This window comes from Marinomonas sp. ABL3_031, assembly GCF_056161265.1.
In genome coordinates this window covers 207,755-223,218 of sequence record NZ_JBSWYU010000002.1, presented here as the reverse complement: position 1 = coordinate 223,218, position 15,464 = coordinate 207,755, and the positions used below count along the sequence as shown (strand labels likewise).

At 43.4% G+C, this 15,464-nt stretch carries 14 protein-coding genes; 3 read left to right on the top strand and 11 right to left on the bottom strand.

All coding sequences use genetic code 11. The features are described from left to right. Positions 1–73: 73 nt before the first annotated feature. From ACXAH2_RS03505 to ACXAH2_RS03490, 4 genes are all read right to left on the bottom strand, one after another. Positions 74–970, bottom strand: a complete 897-nt coding sequence (locus ACXAH2_RS03505; protein ID WP_475076738.1) for a recombination-associated protein RdgC — start codon at positions 968–970, stop codon at positions 74–76. 2 nt (positions 971–972) lie between these two features. Then, a complete protein-coding gene (locus tag ACXAH2_RS03500; RefSeq protein ID WP_475076736.1) occupies positions 973–1,551 on the bottom strand; it encodes a thymidine kinase in 579 nt (192 codons plus the stop codon). A 78-nt stretch (positions 1,552–1,629) separates the two neighbouring features. Next, the gene (gene ybfE / locus ACXAH2_RS03495; protein WP_475076735.1) at positions 1,630–1,926 is read right to left on the bottom strand and encodes a LexA regulated protein; all 297 of its coding nucleotides are present in this window, start codon (positions 1,924–1,926) and stop codon (positions 1,630–1,632) included. Between the two features lie 67 nt (positions 1,927–1,993). Continuing rightward, the gene (locus ACXAH2_RS03490) at positions 1,994–4,042 is read right to left on the bottom strand and encodes a carboxy terminal-processing peptidase (protein WP_475076733.1); all 2,049 of its coding nucleotides are present in this window, start codon (positions 4,040–4,042) and stop codon (positions 1,994–1,996) included. 121 nt (positions 4,043–4,163) lie between these two features. On the opposite strand from ACXAH2_RS03490, the gene ACXAH2_RS03485 reads away from it, so the two are divergent. Then, positions 4,164–5,462, top strand: coding sequence for a M18 family aminopeptidase (locus ACXAH2_RS03485; RefSeq protein ID WP_475076732.1), 1,299 nt, complete (start codon positions 4,164–4,166; stop codon positions 5,460–5,462). An 83-nt stretch (positions 5,463–5,545) separates the two neighbouring features. Here ACXAH2_RS03485 and ACXAH2_RS03480 read toward each other — a convergent pair whose 3' ends face one another. Then, positions 5,546–6,871 carry a TolC family outer membrane protein gene (locus ACXAH2_RS03480; protein WP_475076730.1) on the bottom strand — a complete coding sequence of 442 codons (1,326 nt, stop codon included), beginning with the start codon at positions 6,869–6,871 and terminating at the stop codon, positions 5,546–5,548. A 204-nt stretch (positions 6,872–7,075) separates the two neighbouring features. Next, a complete protein-coding gene (locus ACXAH2_RS03475) occupies positions 7,076–8,296 on the bottom strand; it encodes a hypothetical protein (protein ID WP_475076729.1) in 1,221 nt (406 codons plus the stop codon). A 100-nt stretch (positions 8,297–8,396) separates the two neighbouring features. Here ACXAH2_RS03475 and xni point away from each other — a divergent pair, with 100 nt between their 5' ends. Continuing rightward, a complete protein-coding gene (gene xni, locus ACXAH2_RS03470; protein ID WP_475076728.1) occupies positions 8,397–9,179 on the top strand; it encodes a flap endonuclease Xni in 783 nt (260 codons plus the stop codon). Here the strand turns inward: xni and ACXAH2_RS03465 are convergent. After that, a complete protein-coding gene (locus ACXAH2_RS03465; protein ID WP_475076726.1) occupies positions 9,173–9,463 on the bottom strand; it encodes a hypothetical protein in 291 nt (96 codons plus the stop codon). The two genes, xni and ACXAH2_RS03465, sit on opposite strands and share 7 nt — an antisense overlap. A gap of 122 nt (positions 9,464–9,585) precedes the next feature. Here ACXAH2_RS03465 and gltX point away from each other — a divergent pair, with 122 nt between their 5' ends. Then, positions 9,586–11,067, top strand: a complete 1,482-nt coding sequence (gene gltX / locus ACXAH2_RS03460) for a glutamate--tRNA ligase (RefSeq protein ID WP_475076725.1) — start codon at positions 9,586–9,588, stop codon at positions 11,065–11,067. A 75-nt stretch (positions 11,068–11,142) separates the two neighbouring features. Here gltX and ACXAH2_RS03455 read toward each other — a convergent pair whose 3' ends face one another. The 4 genes from ACXAH2_RS03455 to ACXAH2_RS03440 form a co-directional block, all read right to left on the bottom strand. Next, a complete protein-coding gene (locus tag ACXAH2_RS03455; RefSeq protein ID WP_475076724.1) occupies positions 11,143–13,029 on the bottom strand; it encodes a methyl-accepting chemotaxis protein in 1,887 nt (628 codons plus the stop codon). 286 nt (positions 13,030–13,315) lie between these two features. Then, entirely contained in the window at positions 13,316–13,630 is a 315-nt protein-coding gene (locus ACXAH2_RS03450; protein WP_475076722.1) for a DUF3301 domain-containing protein, read from the bottom strand. A 308-nt stretch (positions 13,631–13,938) separates the two neighbouring features. After that, the gene (locus ACXAH2_RS03445; protein ID WP_475076721.1) at positions 13,939–14,475 is read right to left on the bottom strand and encodes a flavodoxin; all 537 of its coding nucleotides are present in this window, start codon (positions 14,473–14,475) and stop codon (positions 13,939–13,941) included. A gap of 21 nt (positions 14,476–14,496) precedes the next feature. Then, positions 14,497–15,390: a helix-turn-helix transcriptional regulator gene (locus ACXAH2_RS03440; protein WP_475076719.1), complete on the bottom strand. Its 894-nt coding sequence runs from the start codon at positions 15,388–15,390 to the stop codon at positions 14,497–14,499. Positions 15,391–15,464 lie beyond the last annotated feature (74 nt).

The window sequence follows — 15,464 nt, the reverse complement described above, 5'->3', positions numbered from 1 at the left end:
TTCTCCCCAAGCTTATCCACGCAATCTGTGGAAAAGGCTTGGGGAATAAGACGACACTTGAGTTTGAGACTGGCTATTTGATCTCAAACCAGTGGCAAAAGGACTCAAAAAACTCTCTCATGGTCAAGGACATTAAAGAGAAGTTGGCGTCCATATCCGATAGGCCACCACCTTGCGAATCGTTGAAAGCGGCTTCTTTTAATGCATCGTCAAATTTGACCTTACGTAAGGTAAGATCATCGTGCAGTACAAAGCTCATTTTGTCTGTCCAGCGTAGGGCCAAATTCTTCACCGACATACCTTGCTCAAGGTGACGAGTCACGTCTTCAGAAAGTGGTTCTAAAGCCTTAAAGCGAATGCTGGCTTTGTCTTCTGAACTGTCTTGGATTTCACATTCTTCACCGGTTTCTAGGCTGGCTGGTACGTCATTTTTGGTCAACCAGTCTGTCATTAGACTAGCGGGTGACACTTGTGCCTGCAAAGGGGTCATTGGGAAGCTGCCAAGGGTGGTTTGCAAATGTTTAAACAGCAATTCTGTCATGCCTGCATTGGTACTATTCAGCACCAGAATGTTGGCTTTTAAATCAATATAGGCCCAAATATCAGAACGTTTCGAAAAGGCTTTTGGGCGCAAAGAGAAAACCAATTCGTCCTTCATGTCGCCTTGTTCTTTACGACCGACTTTGCGACCTTCGATCAGTTCGATTTCCGCCACTTTGGCTTCCAGTTCTTCGCGCACCACGGCAGTAGGTAAGACTTTTTCTTCTTTCCCAGCACGAAACAAGAGACAGCGGTCGCTTGCCAAGCTCCATTGTTCACTGTTACGAATCAGTGGCAGCCAGCCGAAGGAAAATTCTTCCTGAGAGCCGCATTCTTGTAATGGAAACTCAGGTATTTTTTTAATCAGCTCATTGGTATCCAATGACTCCGTGTCACTTAGTTGGAATATTTGGGCATTTTTAAACCACATAATCAATCTCTCACAGCTTCTTTAAAGTGTTTTCTGCACACAGATAAATAGCGATCGTTGCCGCCAATTTCTACCTGAGCGCCTTCCTTTACAGGAATTCCTTGCTCATTAACGCGAATTACCATAGTGGCTTTACTACCACAGTGACATACGGTTTTTAATTCGATCAGTTTGTCAGACCAAGCGAGTAGGGCTTGGCTGCCTTCAAACAGTTCCCCTTGGAAGTCGGTGCGAATGCCAAAGGCTAAAACCGGAATGCCTATTTTATCGACAATTTCGGATAATTCATAAACTTGTTTTTTGGTTAAGAATTGCGCTTCGTCGATGAGAATACAGCTGAGAGCATCTTTATTGTTCTCAGACTGAATCAGCTCGGCGATGGGGGTCGTTTTATCAAACAGACTGGCTGGTGCTGAAATACCGATGCGAGAGGCAATTTTGCCTGTTTCAAAGCGGTCATCAATGGAAGCGGTAAGCAGCAGAACCTGCATGCCACGCTCTTGATAGTTGTGCGCCGATTGAAGAAGGATAGTGGATTTGCCCGCATTCATTGCTGAGTAATAAAAATAGAGTTTTGCCATAAAGCCGTGTGCGATCGAATTAAATGGCCGGACAGTATAGCAAAAGTCTATTGGTAATGGCGGCTTTTCTTGAAGAGCCTATTTAGTGGGGTTTAGCGGACGCTTTTTCAGCTTTTTGGCACTGGATTGAATCTGTTGTGTTAACCATTCAGCGCGTTTGAGTCCTGTCATTTCACATAATTGATCCAGTAATTCTAAGGTGTCTTGTTCAACCACGACTTCTAGACGTTTCATGCCAAGTGCTTTTTCTTTTTGGCGCTGAGCCCGTTTGTTGTGTTTGAGTTGATCTTTACGAGATAGAACGTTGGTTCTGGGACGGCCGGTAGGTTTACCAAACAAGTCTATGGTATTACGGTCTGTGGACGCTTTTGCCATGGGAATGTCAGTCTTACATCAAAGCAGGGCACAAGCCGATAACGTGTGCCCAATCGGTTAGAATAGATTATTTTTGAGCGGTTTGTTTTTCGGCTTGTTTTTGCGCCATTTGATTGGTGGCAATAAAGTCGAGCAGAATTTCAGACGCTTCCTTGGCGTAAGTGTCTTCTGCAATGGGTTCAATGTCGTCTACTGAAGCCAAGGTCTCTAAACCCAACGCCTTGCGGCGTGTGTTTTCTCGATCCAAATCTCGTTGGTCGTTTTCTGCTCTGAGTTGTTCGCGCTTACTTTCTTGTAAAGAGATGATTTTGTATTTTTCCACTTGCTCTTTAAAATCCGTAATTTGCGTGTTAATGGCAATGAAATTGGGATCTTTTGCCATTCTGTCCTCATGACGTGGTGTCAAAATAGGCAAATAAGCTGGCATATTCCAGTACACAGGGTAGCGTGTTTCGTGGATTTTATCCCAAGCTAACGGATTGTCCAGTGCGCTTTCACCAACCGATTCTTTATCGATCAAAGAAGGGAACATGATGTCAGGCATGACGCCTTTGTGTTGTGTACTTTCACCTGATACTCGGTAGAACTTGGCTTGTGTGACTTTTAGCTGGCCTTCTTCCATTTCTTGCAATACTTGCACTGTGCCTTTGCCAAAGGTCTGATCGCCAAGGATTAAAGCCCGTCCGTAATCCTGCAAAGCGCCAGCGACGATTTCTGATGCTGAAGCACTCATGCGATTCACCAATACTGCCATGGGACCACTGTAGGTAATGCTAGGGTCCGAATCGCCAAGTGGGGTGACACGACCGCTTTGGTCACGTATTTGCACGGTTGGGCCAGAAGGGATAAAGAGGCCTGCTAAGGCGTTGGCTTCTTGTAATGAGCCTCCACCGTTATTACGTAAATCCAAGATCAGCGCAGAAATGTCTTCTTTACGCAGTTCTTCAATCAGCTTTTTGGTATCGCGGGTAGAGCTCTTATAGTCTTTTTCTCCCGCTTGAATGGCAGCAAAGTCAGAGTAGAAAGTAGGCAGAGTAATGACACCAACTTTGTAGGTTTCGCCACCACGTTCTACTTCTACAATTTCTTTTTTCGCTGATTGATCTTCCAGTTTGACTTTTTTACGGACAATGTCGATGACTTTGCTGGCTTGGGTATTGCCTTTACTGGGGGTTATCTCCAAGCGCACTGTGGTGTCACGTTCGCCACGAATCATGTTTACTACGTCGTCTAAACGCATGCCCACTACGTCCACCATAGGGCCATCTTCTTGACCAACGGCGATGATTCGATCATTGGGAGCCAGCTCACTTTGTGTTGCCGCAGGGCCACCTGGTACCAAACGCACGACTTTGGTGTAATCATCGTCCATTTGCAACACCGCACCTATGCCTTCTAGAGACAAACTCATGTTGATGTTAAAGGTTTCTGAAGCGCGCGGAGCAAAGTAAGTGGTATGTGGATCGAGAGCGGCCGTAACCGCATTGGCAAAGGTCTGGAAGACGTCTACGGCATCCGTTTGATCCACCTGTTTTAATTGATTTTTGTAGCGACGTTCTAAAACAGAAACAATTTTATCGGAATCTTCGCCATTCATTTTCAGAATCAAAGCGCGGTTTTTTAAGCGCTTACGCCAATAGTCGTCCAATTCCGCCATGCTCTTTGCCCAATGTTGATTATCTGGGTCATTATTTAAACTTTCATCAATTTCATAATTGAAGTTTTTCACCATGTCAGGCAAATTAGCTTGCAAGTCTTGTAAACGTTTTTCAAGGCGTTTCAGGTAGAGATTATAAATGGTGTAGGCCACCTGAGTGTCGCCATCACGAAGGGCGTCATCGAATTGATAACGGTATTGTTCTAATTCGTCTATGTCACTTTGTAGAAAGAAACTCTTGGTTGGGTCTAGGGCATCGATGTAGTAATCGAAGGCCATCGTTGAGATGGCGTCGTCAATATGAGGGCGGTTGTAATGAATGCCTTCGAGCATTTCAACCAATTCTCGTGAAACGTCATCGTATTCATGAGGTGGTTGTAACTCTTGATAAGCGGATACCGGGGAGACGGCAAATATATAGCCTGTTACCAGGCAAAGCATGAGGCGTTTTAAGTTCATCCGGTGTCGTGTCTCTCTGTTTATTTAGTACATCATTGTTAAAATCATATTAGACACTGAGCTGTAAGGCCAGCTTAAGTGTGAAAAAGTCACTTTTGTCACATTTTGCTTATGGAAAAATATGGAATATTCAAAATTTAATGACACCTTGTTGTCCTTCTTACAAGCGTCACCAACCCCCTTTCATGCTACTGATAGCATGCGCTCGGCGTTACTCGCAGCAGGCTATGAAGAGCTCTTTGAAGAAGATAATTGGGTGATTGAAGAGGGGGGTAACTATTTTGTTACCCGTAATGAATCTTCCTTAATTGCTTTTACCACACCGACTTTGGATGTTAGCCAGACAGGTTGGCGCATGATCGGCGCGCATACGGACAGTCCTTGTTTGAAGCTAAAACCCAATGCTCATGTGGATCGTTTTGGCTACCATCAGCTTGGCGTTGAAGTATACGGTGGTGTATTACTGCATACTTGGTTGGACCGTGATTTATCGATTGCTGGTCGTGTCACCTTTAAAACCCGATCTGGCGATATTGAAAGCCGTTTAATCGACTTTAAAGAGCCGATTGCTGTGGTGCCTAATCTGGCGATTCACCTAAATCGTAAAGTGAATGAAGGTTTTTCTGTTAATCCTCAAGAAGAGATTTTGCCCATTCTTTGTGGTGCGGATAATGAGTTTGATCTTAAGCAAATGCTATTAGGGCAATTGCACAAGCAGTATGAAGAGCTAGCGATAGAGCAGATTTTAGATTTTGAGTTAAGCCTTTATGACACGCAACCGGCCGCCTTGGTGGGTTTGCACAAGGAATACATTTGTTCCGCCAGATTGGATAATCTATTGAGTTGTTACGTGGGTCTGCAAGCCTTATTGAGTTCCAATCACGAATGTCCAAGCTTATTGATTTGTACTGACCACGAAGAGATAGGTAGTTTATCGGCTTGTGGTGCTAATGGGCCTTTCTTAGACGATGTATTACGTCGCTTAACGCCGAATCCAGAGCAGTTTGTGCAGGCGGTGCAGCGTTCTATGTTGGTGTCCGCGGATAACGCCCATGCCTTGCATCCTAACTATGCCAACCGTCATGACAATCATCATGCGCCAGCCATCAATAAAGGTGCTGTGATTAAAGTGAATGCCAATCAGCGCTACGCAACGAACAGTGAAACGGCCAGTGTCTATCGTGATGTTGCGGCGCAAGAAGATTATGATGTTCAAACTTTCGTGGTGCGCAGTGACATGGGTTGTGGCAGCACCATTGGCCCGATTACGTCGGGTGAAATTGGTGTGCCAACCATTGATATCGGTTTGCCTACCTTTGGCATGCATTCGATTCGTGAGTTGGCAGGCAGTCGTGATGCTCATGGTTTGTATAAAGTGTTAACGCGCTTTACTCAGCGTGAAAAGTTGATCAGTCGTTAGTGGTTTAAATTGAGTCGAGACACAAATAAAAAAGCGCAACATGACATCATGTTGCGCTTTTTTGAACCTATTATGAAAAGGGGTTAGCTCTTCGCCACTAACCACTTATCCAATTCTTTAATCTTGCTTTCTGTAAGATCACCTGTGGCTTCTAGCAAGCTAAGTTGTTTTAGTACAAAGTTGTAACGATATTGTTCGTAGGTGTTTTGCGCATCATATAGGTTAGACTGCGCTGCTAAGAGCTCAACCAAATTACGTGTGCCTACATCATAGCCAGCTTGAGTCGCCTCTAAGGCACTTTGACGTGAGCGTATTAATTGCTGCTGCGCAGCGATCTGTGCAACAGCGGTTTGCAAATCAAGGTACAAGCTGCGGATGTTTAACTCAATAGACTGCAGTGTACTGGCTTTTTGCTCAACGGCCGATTCCGCTTCTGCTGTGGCTTGACGAACTGAGGCATTGATTGCACCACCACTGTACAATGGAATGCTGACGCCGAGTGAGACAGCGGAAGTGTTTGTGGCGCCACTTGCTAAAGAGTCAGAGGTGATGCTGTAGTCATTGTCTGTACGAGATAAAGAACCTGTGATGGCAACCGTTGGCGAGCGGCCATTGGCTTTTTGGATGTTGATGTTGTTTTCTGCACTGTCAACCGAGAGACTGAGAATCTGCAGCTCTTTGTTATCTTTTCGTGCTTTATTGATTAAGCTTTCCACTGTCATATTGGGATCCAGCTTAATAGGGTAATCAGCGGATAAGGTTGGGATGCTTTCTATGACCCGTCCTGTTCTCTGATACAAGGCTTTTTGCGCATAGGCGACACTAGAACGAGCGCTTAGTTCGGTGACACGTACTGAATCGTATTCGGCCTGAGCATCTTGTAGATCTGTAATGGAGGCCAAACCCACTTCGTATTGTTTTTTGGCACGGTCAAGCTGACTGGCAGTACTTTTCACCAAGGCTTCGGTAGTTTGTAAAGTAGACTGAGCGATTAATAAGTTGAAGTATTCGTTCAAGGTGGTCAGCGCCAAATCTTCTTCTGAGTTTTCATAGCTAACCCCTGCACTTTGTGAACTCAATTCAACGGCGTCTACTGCGTAGCCAAGCGCTGGTGAGTAAATAGGGTAGTTCAATTCCAATGCTAAAGTATTAGAGTCGTTGTTGTATTCCACAGAAGGGCTGTCTACTTTTGTGTAACCAAGGCTACCGCTGAAACTGATTTGCGGGTAAAGGTTGCCTTTAGTAACGGTAACACCTTCTTTTTGAGCCTGATAAGTGGCCGCTGCCGCTCTAAGACCTGGATCATTTTGTTTTGCCAGTTTATAAACTTCGTAAATACTTTCGGCTTGCACGGCAGTACTAGAAAGTATGGCCGCCGTGATCAAAGATGAGATAATATGCTTTTTCATAGATTTCTGTAGGCTCATAGTATGAAATTTAGTTATAATACTAGCGTAACTTTGGGTCTGGTTGCAGTGCCATTTTCGCTATATCTATTATGACTACTGACCATATCATAACGAAATGCTTTGAATAGGCTTCTAATGTGGAAACTTATAGCAAGCATTTGAGTTTAGTCGACTTCCTTGTCCTGTAAAGCTTAATCACATTGATTATTTATTCACCTGAAGCGTGTAATTGATAATTTTTTCTTGGCTTGGTTTGAGCTTTCCTGAGATCAACACGCTATTGGCAGATACTTGTTTGAGGCCATTGGCTTGAACCACTTCTAGTACACCATTGGTGGACTGCGTTAACGCAAACTCTGCGCTCTTTTGATCATGATTTTTTACGGTTAAACGCCACACTTGACGGCTGGGCAATTGCTTCGAGGATGCGCTGACTAACCTGAGTTCACCACTGATGGCCTGACTTTTATTGGTAATGACTTGCACGTCTTGTCCCTTACGCAGGGTGTTAAATGAGGCAGAGTCAGCCGGTATTAGCAATCCATCCCGTTGCCAAAATGTTTTGTAGGTGCCCGGCATGCTGTCTTGATTGAGGGTAAAGCTAAGCTGATGATTGAAGTTCAGAGGAAGGCTGCCATTTTGGCCTGCGTGAGTGAACTGTTGGGCGATGTGTTGGTGACGCTTGATTGGTAATTCGCTGCTTGGCAGGGGATAAAGCAATTTACCATAAGGTGCGATTTCAATCTTGTCGGTAAGCTTAAAGCTCGCCTCATTGTCCTGGTAAGTGACTTTAGGTGCCGTAGAATCCATTAGGGTCATGGTGCGTTCCATTTTAAGTTGAGGCACGGATTGTTGATGGGAATAATGCAATAAGCCATTGTGTATCATCAGTGGTTGGTTGGAATGATTTTGCAATAAGGCTTGTTGGGCAATGGTGACCTTATCGCCATTAAAAATCAGACTGAGTTGAGGTAACCAAGACAATTGCTCTGTTTGGTAACTCACTGGTACCTCAATATTGTTCTGAGAAAGAGGCTGTTGTTCTAGTGGCAGCAGATAGAAATCTTGCATAGGTAAGTGAAGGGCGCGATTGACCAGTTGCAAGGTAAACTGCTGTTGCGCTGGGTCGACTTCTATCAGTTTGCCAGTAAAGCTGAGTTCTCTTTGTTTGTGCTCTACTCGAACCTTGTGTTGAATTTGTTTAAACCACGGGCTTTGGGTCGATTGATCTTGATAGCTTAAGGGGCGAAAGTCGGCGCTAAGTGGAAATAGGCTACCTGTAACGGGTGTGAGACTAAGTTGCTTATTATCTTCCACAATTTGGCTGCTGTTTAAACCAATAACAGCTGCAATAGGGTCTGCCAGCAGTGGTTGATAGATGGCGCTCAGAATAAGTCCTGTCAGCATTTTTTGGGTCGTTTGCATAAGACTGTCCTTTTTAATTCTTGTGGTTAGATCGTGATGTTTATTTTGTCATGTTACCCTATAAGCATACCGAGGAATTTTGAAAATATAGGGTATTTGTGTGGCGAAAACATTACTTATTATTGACGGTTTAAACCTGATTCGTCGTTTGTATGCGGCCTTAGAGTCTGAACACGATGCGCAAAGACGAATCGAAAGAACCCAGAGTATCTCCATCGATGCCCTCATCAAATTGGCTAAACAGTTCCTACCTGATTACGCTGTGGTGGTGTTTGATTCGAGTGGAAAAACTTGGCGCCATCAGGTCTATCCAGAATACAAACTGGGCCGAGTGCCGATGGACGATACCTTGTTAGACGCCTTGGAAGATTTTGCTCGGGTGTTTCGTTATAACCATTTTCCCTGTTTGCGCATGGATGGTTGGGAAGCCGATGATCTGATTGCAACGCTTGCGGTTAAAGCCGCTCGAAATCAGATGAAAGCCTACATAGTGTCAACTGACAAAGGTTTTACTCAATTACTGTCAGACGACTACATATTGCAATATGATTATTTTGCTAGGCTGGGTTATGACAAATCTTGGGTGCCAGGGAAATACGGTGTTGAAGCGGAACAGTTAGTGGATTATTGGGCCTTAGTAGGCGATACCACTAACCGCATTCCTGGTGTGAAAGGGATTGGTCCGAAAACGGCGCTGACTATTTTGGCGCAAGCCAACACCATAGAAGCCATTTACGCGCAACAATCTCAGTTTCCTGAACGAATTCAAAAGCAGTTAGCAGGCAATTATGAACAATGTATTCTGTCCCGCTCCCTAGTGACGTTGAAAACCGACGTGTCGCTCGGTTTTCGACTCTCGAAACTTAAGTTTCAGTATCAATGAAGAGTTTCTTTTAACTGATTTAAGCGATTATTAATAAAGGCAAATAACTGGTTAATAATCTGACTGGCTTCTTGAAATAAATTGTCAGGGTCCCGCTGACTTAAGGTGTCATGTTCGACACTGTTTTTAATGTTTGCAACAAACTCTTGTAACCCTTGATTGCTATCAGAGGGGAGCACTTGTTGTAATTGGCTATGGTGTTCGGTGATTTTGCTCAGGGTGAAAATCAGCTGCAATTTTTTGTCGGAACTTAAACCCTGTTTACTGGCCACTTGTACACTCAAAGCACGCTTAACCTCAAGAAAAATAAGACAAGCTTGGAAAAGATGCCCGCAGCCCCTTACTCAACGAAAGGGAGATGCTTATAATAGGCACATTTTTCAGCAAGCGGATAATTGAGAAATTTATGTCTGAGGTAAGAACTCGTATTGCTCCGTCTCCAACTGGTGATCCTCACGTTGGAACGGCCTACATTGCACTTTTTAATATGGCTTTTGCACGTAAAATGGGCGGCAAGTTTATTTTGCGTATTGAAGACACGGATCAAACTCGTAGTACGCCAGAATCAGAACAGATGATTCTGGATGCGTTGCGTTGGTTGGGGTTAGATTGGGCAGAAGGTCCTGATGTGGGTGGTGAATACGGTCCTTATCGTCAGAGCGAACGCGGTGATATCTACGGCCAATACGCACGAGAGTTGGTTGAAAAAGGCCATGCTTTTTATGCTTTTGAAACACCTGAAGAATTGGACCAAATGCGTGCTGAGCAAAAAGAGCAAGGCTTAGCGCAAAAATACGATGGTCGTGCATTGAAACTAAGCGCAGCAGAAGTGCAAGCCAAATTGGATGCTGGCGTTCCTTATGTTATTCGCATGAAGGTGCCAGAAGAAGGTGTGTGTGTGGTGCAAGATATGTTGCGTGGCACCATTGAAATCGATTGGGCGCAAGTGGATATGCAAGTCTTGTTGAAAGCCGATGGCATGCCAACTTACCACCTTGCCAATGTGGTAGATGATCATTTGATGAAGATCACCCATGTTATTCGTGGTGAGGAGTGGATTAACTCTGCACCTAAACACATTTTGTTGTACCAATACTTTGGTTGGGACATGCCAACCTTATGTCATATGCCTTTGTTGCGTAACCCAGACAAGTCGAAGTTGTCTAAACGCAAAAACCCGACCAGTATTCTGTATTATCAGCGTATGGGCTATATGGCGGAAGCGGTTATCAACTACCTTGGCCGTATGGGCTGGTCTATGCCAGACGAGCGTGAAAAATTCTCTTTAGATGAAATGATTGAGCATTTTGACATTCAGCGTGTCTCACTTGGTGGTCCGGTATTTGACGTTGAGAAGTTAAGCTGGTTGAACGGTATGTGGATTCGTGAAAATCTCACGCCAGAAAGCTTTGCTCAGAAATACGTTGAATGGGCGTTGAACCCGGAATACCTAATGAAGATTCTGCCTTTGGTCATGCCTCGTGTAGAAACTTTCTCTGATGTAGCGGATGTCGCGGGATTCTTCTTAAAAGGTCTACTGCCGCTAACCAAAGAAGATTTTGCCAGCATCAAGATGGAAGAAGAAACCCTACGCAAAGCTATGCAGTTTGCCTTATGGCGTCTAGAGGCGTTAAGTAAATGGGAAAAAGACAACATCTTTACCGAGATGAAGTCTTTGGCGCAAGCTATGGAAATCAAACCAAAAGATTTCTTTGCCCCTTTGTTTGTGGCTATTTCTGGAAGCACAGCGTCTGTTTCCGTGTTTGATGCTATGGCGATTTTAGGGTCAGATATTTCCCGGGCTCGCATGCGCACAGCAGTAAACGCTTTGGGTAGTCCTTCCAAGAAAGAAGCGAAGCGTTGGGAAAAAGAGTACGCAGCGCTTTAATATTTTGGCTCTACTGACTAGAAAAGCCGGCAAATGCCGGCTTTTTTGGTGCTAATAAAAAGTAGAGCTTGATTTTTAATGTGTGGTAAAGGTGCTGGTCTTGTCGTCCAAGCTCGATACTTGATTATGAATATCTCGGGTATTCCCCTCAATATTATTGATGTTGTTATTATCTCGCTGCAGCTGTTGTGCAATCTTGTCCATCTCTTCACTCATGTGGATGGCCGTTTTCGCAACTTCTTGAATAGAACGCGCCATATCCACAGATGAAGACGAGCTGGTTTGAGCATTTTGCTCAATTTCGCGAATGGCTAACTCGGCTTTTTCACTGAACTCTTCAATAGCATGCAGGTTCTCTTGACCGTTTTGCATCGTCTCGATGGCATTCTGTGTTGAAGATTGAATGGTGCTGACAATGTCTGTGATTTTCGCGGTGGCGTCCACGGTTTTTTCTGCCAAGGAGCGTACTTCGTCAGCAACTACCGAGAAACCACGACCCGCTTCACCAGCACGGGCCGCCTCTATCGCAGCGTTCAATGCTAGTAAGTTCGTCTGATTCGCCAAATCATTGATCATGGCGATGACATTATCAATGTCTTTTGAAAGTTTTCCCAACTCATTCAATTGAGTGCTGGTTTTGTTAACCACTTCGATCGTCGTAGATAGGTTAGACAAAGCACCCTTGATGGTCTCCGCACCAACTTTGGCAGACTCATAGGTATTTTGTGACTGAGAACTTAAGTCTTCTGTCGTATGAGAGATACTGGAGATAGTCGTTGAGATTTCTTCCGTCGCTGTCGCTAGTGAGTTCGTTTGTTCACTTACCGAACGGTTGCTTTGAGCAATGTTTGATACGGAAGTATTAAGTTCAGTGACCATGTTACTGACGCCACGAGTGGTGCTGACCACGTCGCCAATAACAGAGCCTAAGCCCGTTGTCATTTCATTGACCGAGCCACATAAGGAGTCGAATTCATCATTGCGTTTGCTGTTTACCAACAAACGCGCAGTCAAATCACCGTTTTTTACCTTGCTAAGATCACTGATGATTTGTTTTAGGGTTTTGTTCACGCTGCGGCCGATACTGGCTATCATCAAAGCGGCAATAAGGGTGACAACAATACTAACAATAATCAGACTGATGCTGGCCTGTTGTGAGCTTGCAGACGCTTGTTGACGAGCTTCAGTAACCGCTTGTTGCATGTAATTGGCTGCCGTTAAACGGGTATCGCTGAATTCTGTTTTCGCTGTTTCAAATTGATTTTGTAGCTGACTCAGTACTTTGTTTTCGTTATCAAAGTTCTGTACCGCGGTCAGATATTGGTTGATTGATTCACCAAAACGCTCTTCTAAACCAAAATTAACCACTCGCTTGTTAAATTTTTCGAAGCGTTCCATAAAGGATTGTTTATTCGCTTCAATAGGTTCAAAAATATAATTTTTTTCTGCTTCTCGTACGGGTAAAAACTCTTGTTTTACTAGACTTAAGAAAGCAATTTCTTCAGTGACTTGCTCGCCCAAAGAAGAAATTTTACCTTTAAAGCCCGAAGAACCGTTAAAACCTACTTTTTGCTTTTGAATCACCAACTGCTTGAGTGACGAGTTGTAATTCTCCAAGGAATTAGTAATGGTGTTCAAATGTTCTTTGGCTTCAGCATCTTGCAATAAATCTTGATCCTTATTGAGGATCTCAGTGAAATTATTGTAGTTGTTATCTAGCTTAGTAACGAAGGTCTCGAAACTGGTATCGTCAATACTGGAAAGTGATTCGTATTCTTCCATCAATATAATGGTTAATGAGGAAAGATCTTTATCGACTGTAGTCAGTCTGTCAAATTGAGATGAGGAGTTTTCTTGTACGCTTAATCCCTGCATTGCGACGGCTGTTACTACCACAAAGCCAAGAACTGCTGCTATCAAGAGAGAAAGTAACTTGGTGCGAAAACTTAGATTTGCCAACATATGAAATCCTGCATTTATTATTATTTATCATTTGAAATAATCCGTTAGATTAATTCATCACTTTTGTCAGAGTTTGATGCCATATGATTCTGTTAGATCATTTCATACAAATGTGAACAAAAGTAACCAGTTATATTATTGCGCGATTTACTATGAATGCAATCATATTAAGTGCTTTTTAAGCGGGAAAATTGCATTGCAAATAGTATAGGTAAGTTTCATTGGCTTTTCTTTGAGAATTAACGATTTGCTACGAAATCCATACTTTTGATAAAACTTAATTTACTTAAATATCATGGGGACTAAGCCAGATGTTAGCTTGATGTTTCCCTATGAAGGTAATGGTGCCAGTGTATCTCGCCATGCCAGATGAACTGAACTCGAATTTATAGGCACGTTTGATTGCAGGTGTGCCTTGGTATAAGCAAGGATGCCAACTAATACCTGCCACGCTTTCATCTAATAACTGAAGATGAAGTGACTGACAATGCTGTTTTGCCGCTTTGGTTGCCTGTTCGCGAATGGCGATGTTGCGCCACCATGCATAGGCTAAGCTAAAAAGTATCAGGGCAATAATAATATCAGACAGTTGTAGGTTCATAATATTCCTCACATTCGCCTCATGATAACCAAATGCGGGTGGTAAGGTAATATCAGTAGATCAAGGTTTCGAATGCTTAAGGTCAGTTGTAGGATAAAATTATTTAGTTAAGGTGAAGATTGACAAAGGGATACGTGGCTACCTCCAAGCAGGAGAGAAAGGAGAGGTAGCCACGTTCTTTACGCAATCAAGAGCAAGTCGTATAATAACCTCATTGTTGCTAAGTAAAATTTGGGCATTCGGGGCAGCGAATGTGTGGGAATCCAAATTTGAGTCGTTTACTTAGAACAATGGCCAGTCAGTGGTTATTATGCGGCCTCCACAGCTCTTTCAGCGTAAAGCTGGATAACCCACTGCTCAATGCGTTCGTCAGTGAGTTCAAATTGTTGGTCTTCGTCTATGGCAAGACCAATGAAATTTTCTTTATTTTCGATACAAGCACGGGATGCTTCAAACTCATAACCTTCTGTTGGCCACTGGCCAATGAAAGTGGCTTGGGTTGGCAGTAATTTTTCATACAACCAGCCCATTGCATCCACAAAATAATCACCGTAGCCAAACTGGTCTCCTAAACCATACAAAGCAATGGTGGTGTTTTCTAAAGACAATTCTGATAGGTTGTCGCCAATGTCTTCCCAATCAGACTGAATGCCACCAAAGTCCCAAGTTGGGATCCCCATTATCAGGGTGTTATATTCTTCCAATTGACCTAATTCAATATCTTTGATGTTGAAGATATCGACTTGTTCACCCAATTCTTCCCATTGCTTTGCTATTTTGTGACCAACTTCTTCTGTGTTGTTTGTGTCTGTACCGTAAATCAGGGCTATTGATGCTTGCGCCATGGTTAACTTTTTTCCTGTAACTTAATGAATTTGGCCGTAATGCTGACTGCTCACGCCAAAATGTTTAATAAAAGCCGCTTCAAATTGAGCTTCTGAAAAGCCACTCTCTGCGACGATATGAGATTTTGCTGAAGGGTCTTCCCTTAATCTCGCCGCGGCATATTTTATCTTGCTTTGCATGCAATAGCTTTCAATTGATTGCCCTACAATTAAATAAAAACCGATAGTGAGGGCTTCGTTGTTTAAGCCAACCTGTTGTGCAAGGCTAGTAATAGAAAGTTTGTCATGTTCTTGTGCTTCAATTAGGTTTTGTGCGTGAAACAACTTGCTCTGACAGTCTTCACAGCGGGATAAATGATTGAGCATTTGCAGTTGTTCAATGAGAGTAAAAATTACCCCATAAATCTGTCCAGCTAGACTGATTGAATTGCCTTTATGAGCCAATACTGGTTTGAGTATTTGTTCTATTTTATTCGTCATAGGCAACGCAATTGGCGCACCATTGTCTGCTAATGTTTTTTGCATTAACGAAAAATGATGAATGACTTGTTCTTCTGTCTCACCTAAAACGGCTGCCAATAAGCTTGGTGCAATGCGCATCTGCAACATACTTTGTTGTTGATCTTTTTGCATGCTGAATTCGCCACTTAATGGACTGGCTTGGTAATGTATTTGTACTGACTCTATGTCTTGTACTGAACGGATAGCCTTGTGGCCCAAAAAAGAAAAATACAATCCTGCTTGCGCCACTTCATGAATCGACATGTTTTGTTTGGCATGGATATGCTGATTGAGCAAATGCAAATTAGGTAGCAAAGCATGGGCTTGCTTATGACCAGATAAGGCAGCCTCGACAGATTCACGAACCTGTCCTTGGTTGTCATAAATGTCTAGCATGTGGATTTGCATTTGCATCAACCTAGCCTCTGTTTTTTCTTTGATCTGATAATGGTTATCATTAAAGAATGTTTTTGCTATTAATGCAAGTG

Coding starts and splice junctions, on each gene's coding strand:
- ACXAH2_RS03480 (WP_475076730.1), bottom strand. CDS start 6,871: ATGAAAAAGCATATTATCTCATCTTTGATCACGGCGGCCATACTTTCT.
- ACXAH2_RS03445 (WP_475076721.1), bottom strand. CDS start 14,475: ATGGCGCAAGCATCAATAGCCCTGATTTACGGTACAGACACAAACAAC.
- ACXAH2_RS03485 (WP_475076732.1), top strand. CDS start 4,164: ATGGAATATTCAAAATTTAATGACACCTTGTTGTCCTTCTTACAAGCG.
- ACXAH2_RS03505 (WP_475076738.1), bottom strand. CDS start 970: ATGTGGTTTAAAAATGCCCAAATATTCCAACTAAGTGACACGGAGTCA.
- ACXAH2_RS03440 (WP_475076719.1), bottom strand. CDS start 15,390: ATGCAAATGCAAATCCACATGCTAGACATTTATGACAACCAAGGACAG.
- gltX (WP_475076725.1), top strand. CDS start 9,586: ATGTCTGAGGTAAGAACTCGTATTGCTCCGTCTCCAACTGGTGATCCT.
- ACXAH2_RS03455 (WP_475076724.1), bottom strand. CDS start 13,029: ATGTTGGCAAATCTAAGTTTTCGCACCAAGTTACTTTCTCTCTTGATA.
- ACXAH2_RS03450 (WP_475076722.1), bottom strand. CDS start 13,630: ATGAACCTACAACTGTCTGATATTATTATTGCCCTGATACTTTTTAGC.
- ACXAH2_RS03490 (WP_475076733.1), bottom strand. CDS start 4,042: ATGAACTTAAAACGCCTCATGCTTTGCCTGGTAACAGGCTATATATTT.
- ACXAH2_RS03475 (WP_475076729.1), bottom strand. CDS start 8,296: ATGCAAACGACCCAAAAAATGCTGACAGGACTTATTCTGAGCGCCATC.
- ACXAH2_RS03500 (WP_475076736.1), bottom strand. CDS start 1,551: ATGGCAAAACTCTATTTTTATTACTCAGCAATGAATGCGGGCAAATCC.
- ybfE (WP_475076735.1), bottom strand. CDS start 1,926: ATGGCAAAAGCGTCCACAGACCGTAATACCATAGACTTGTTTGGTAAA.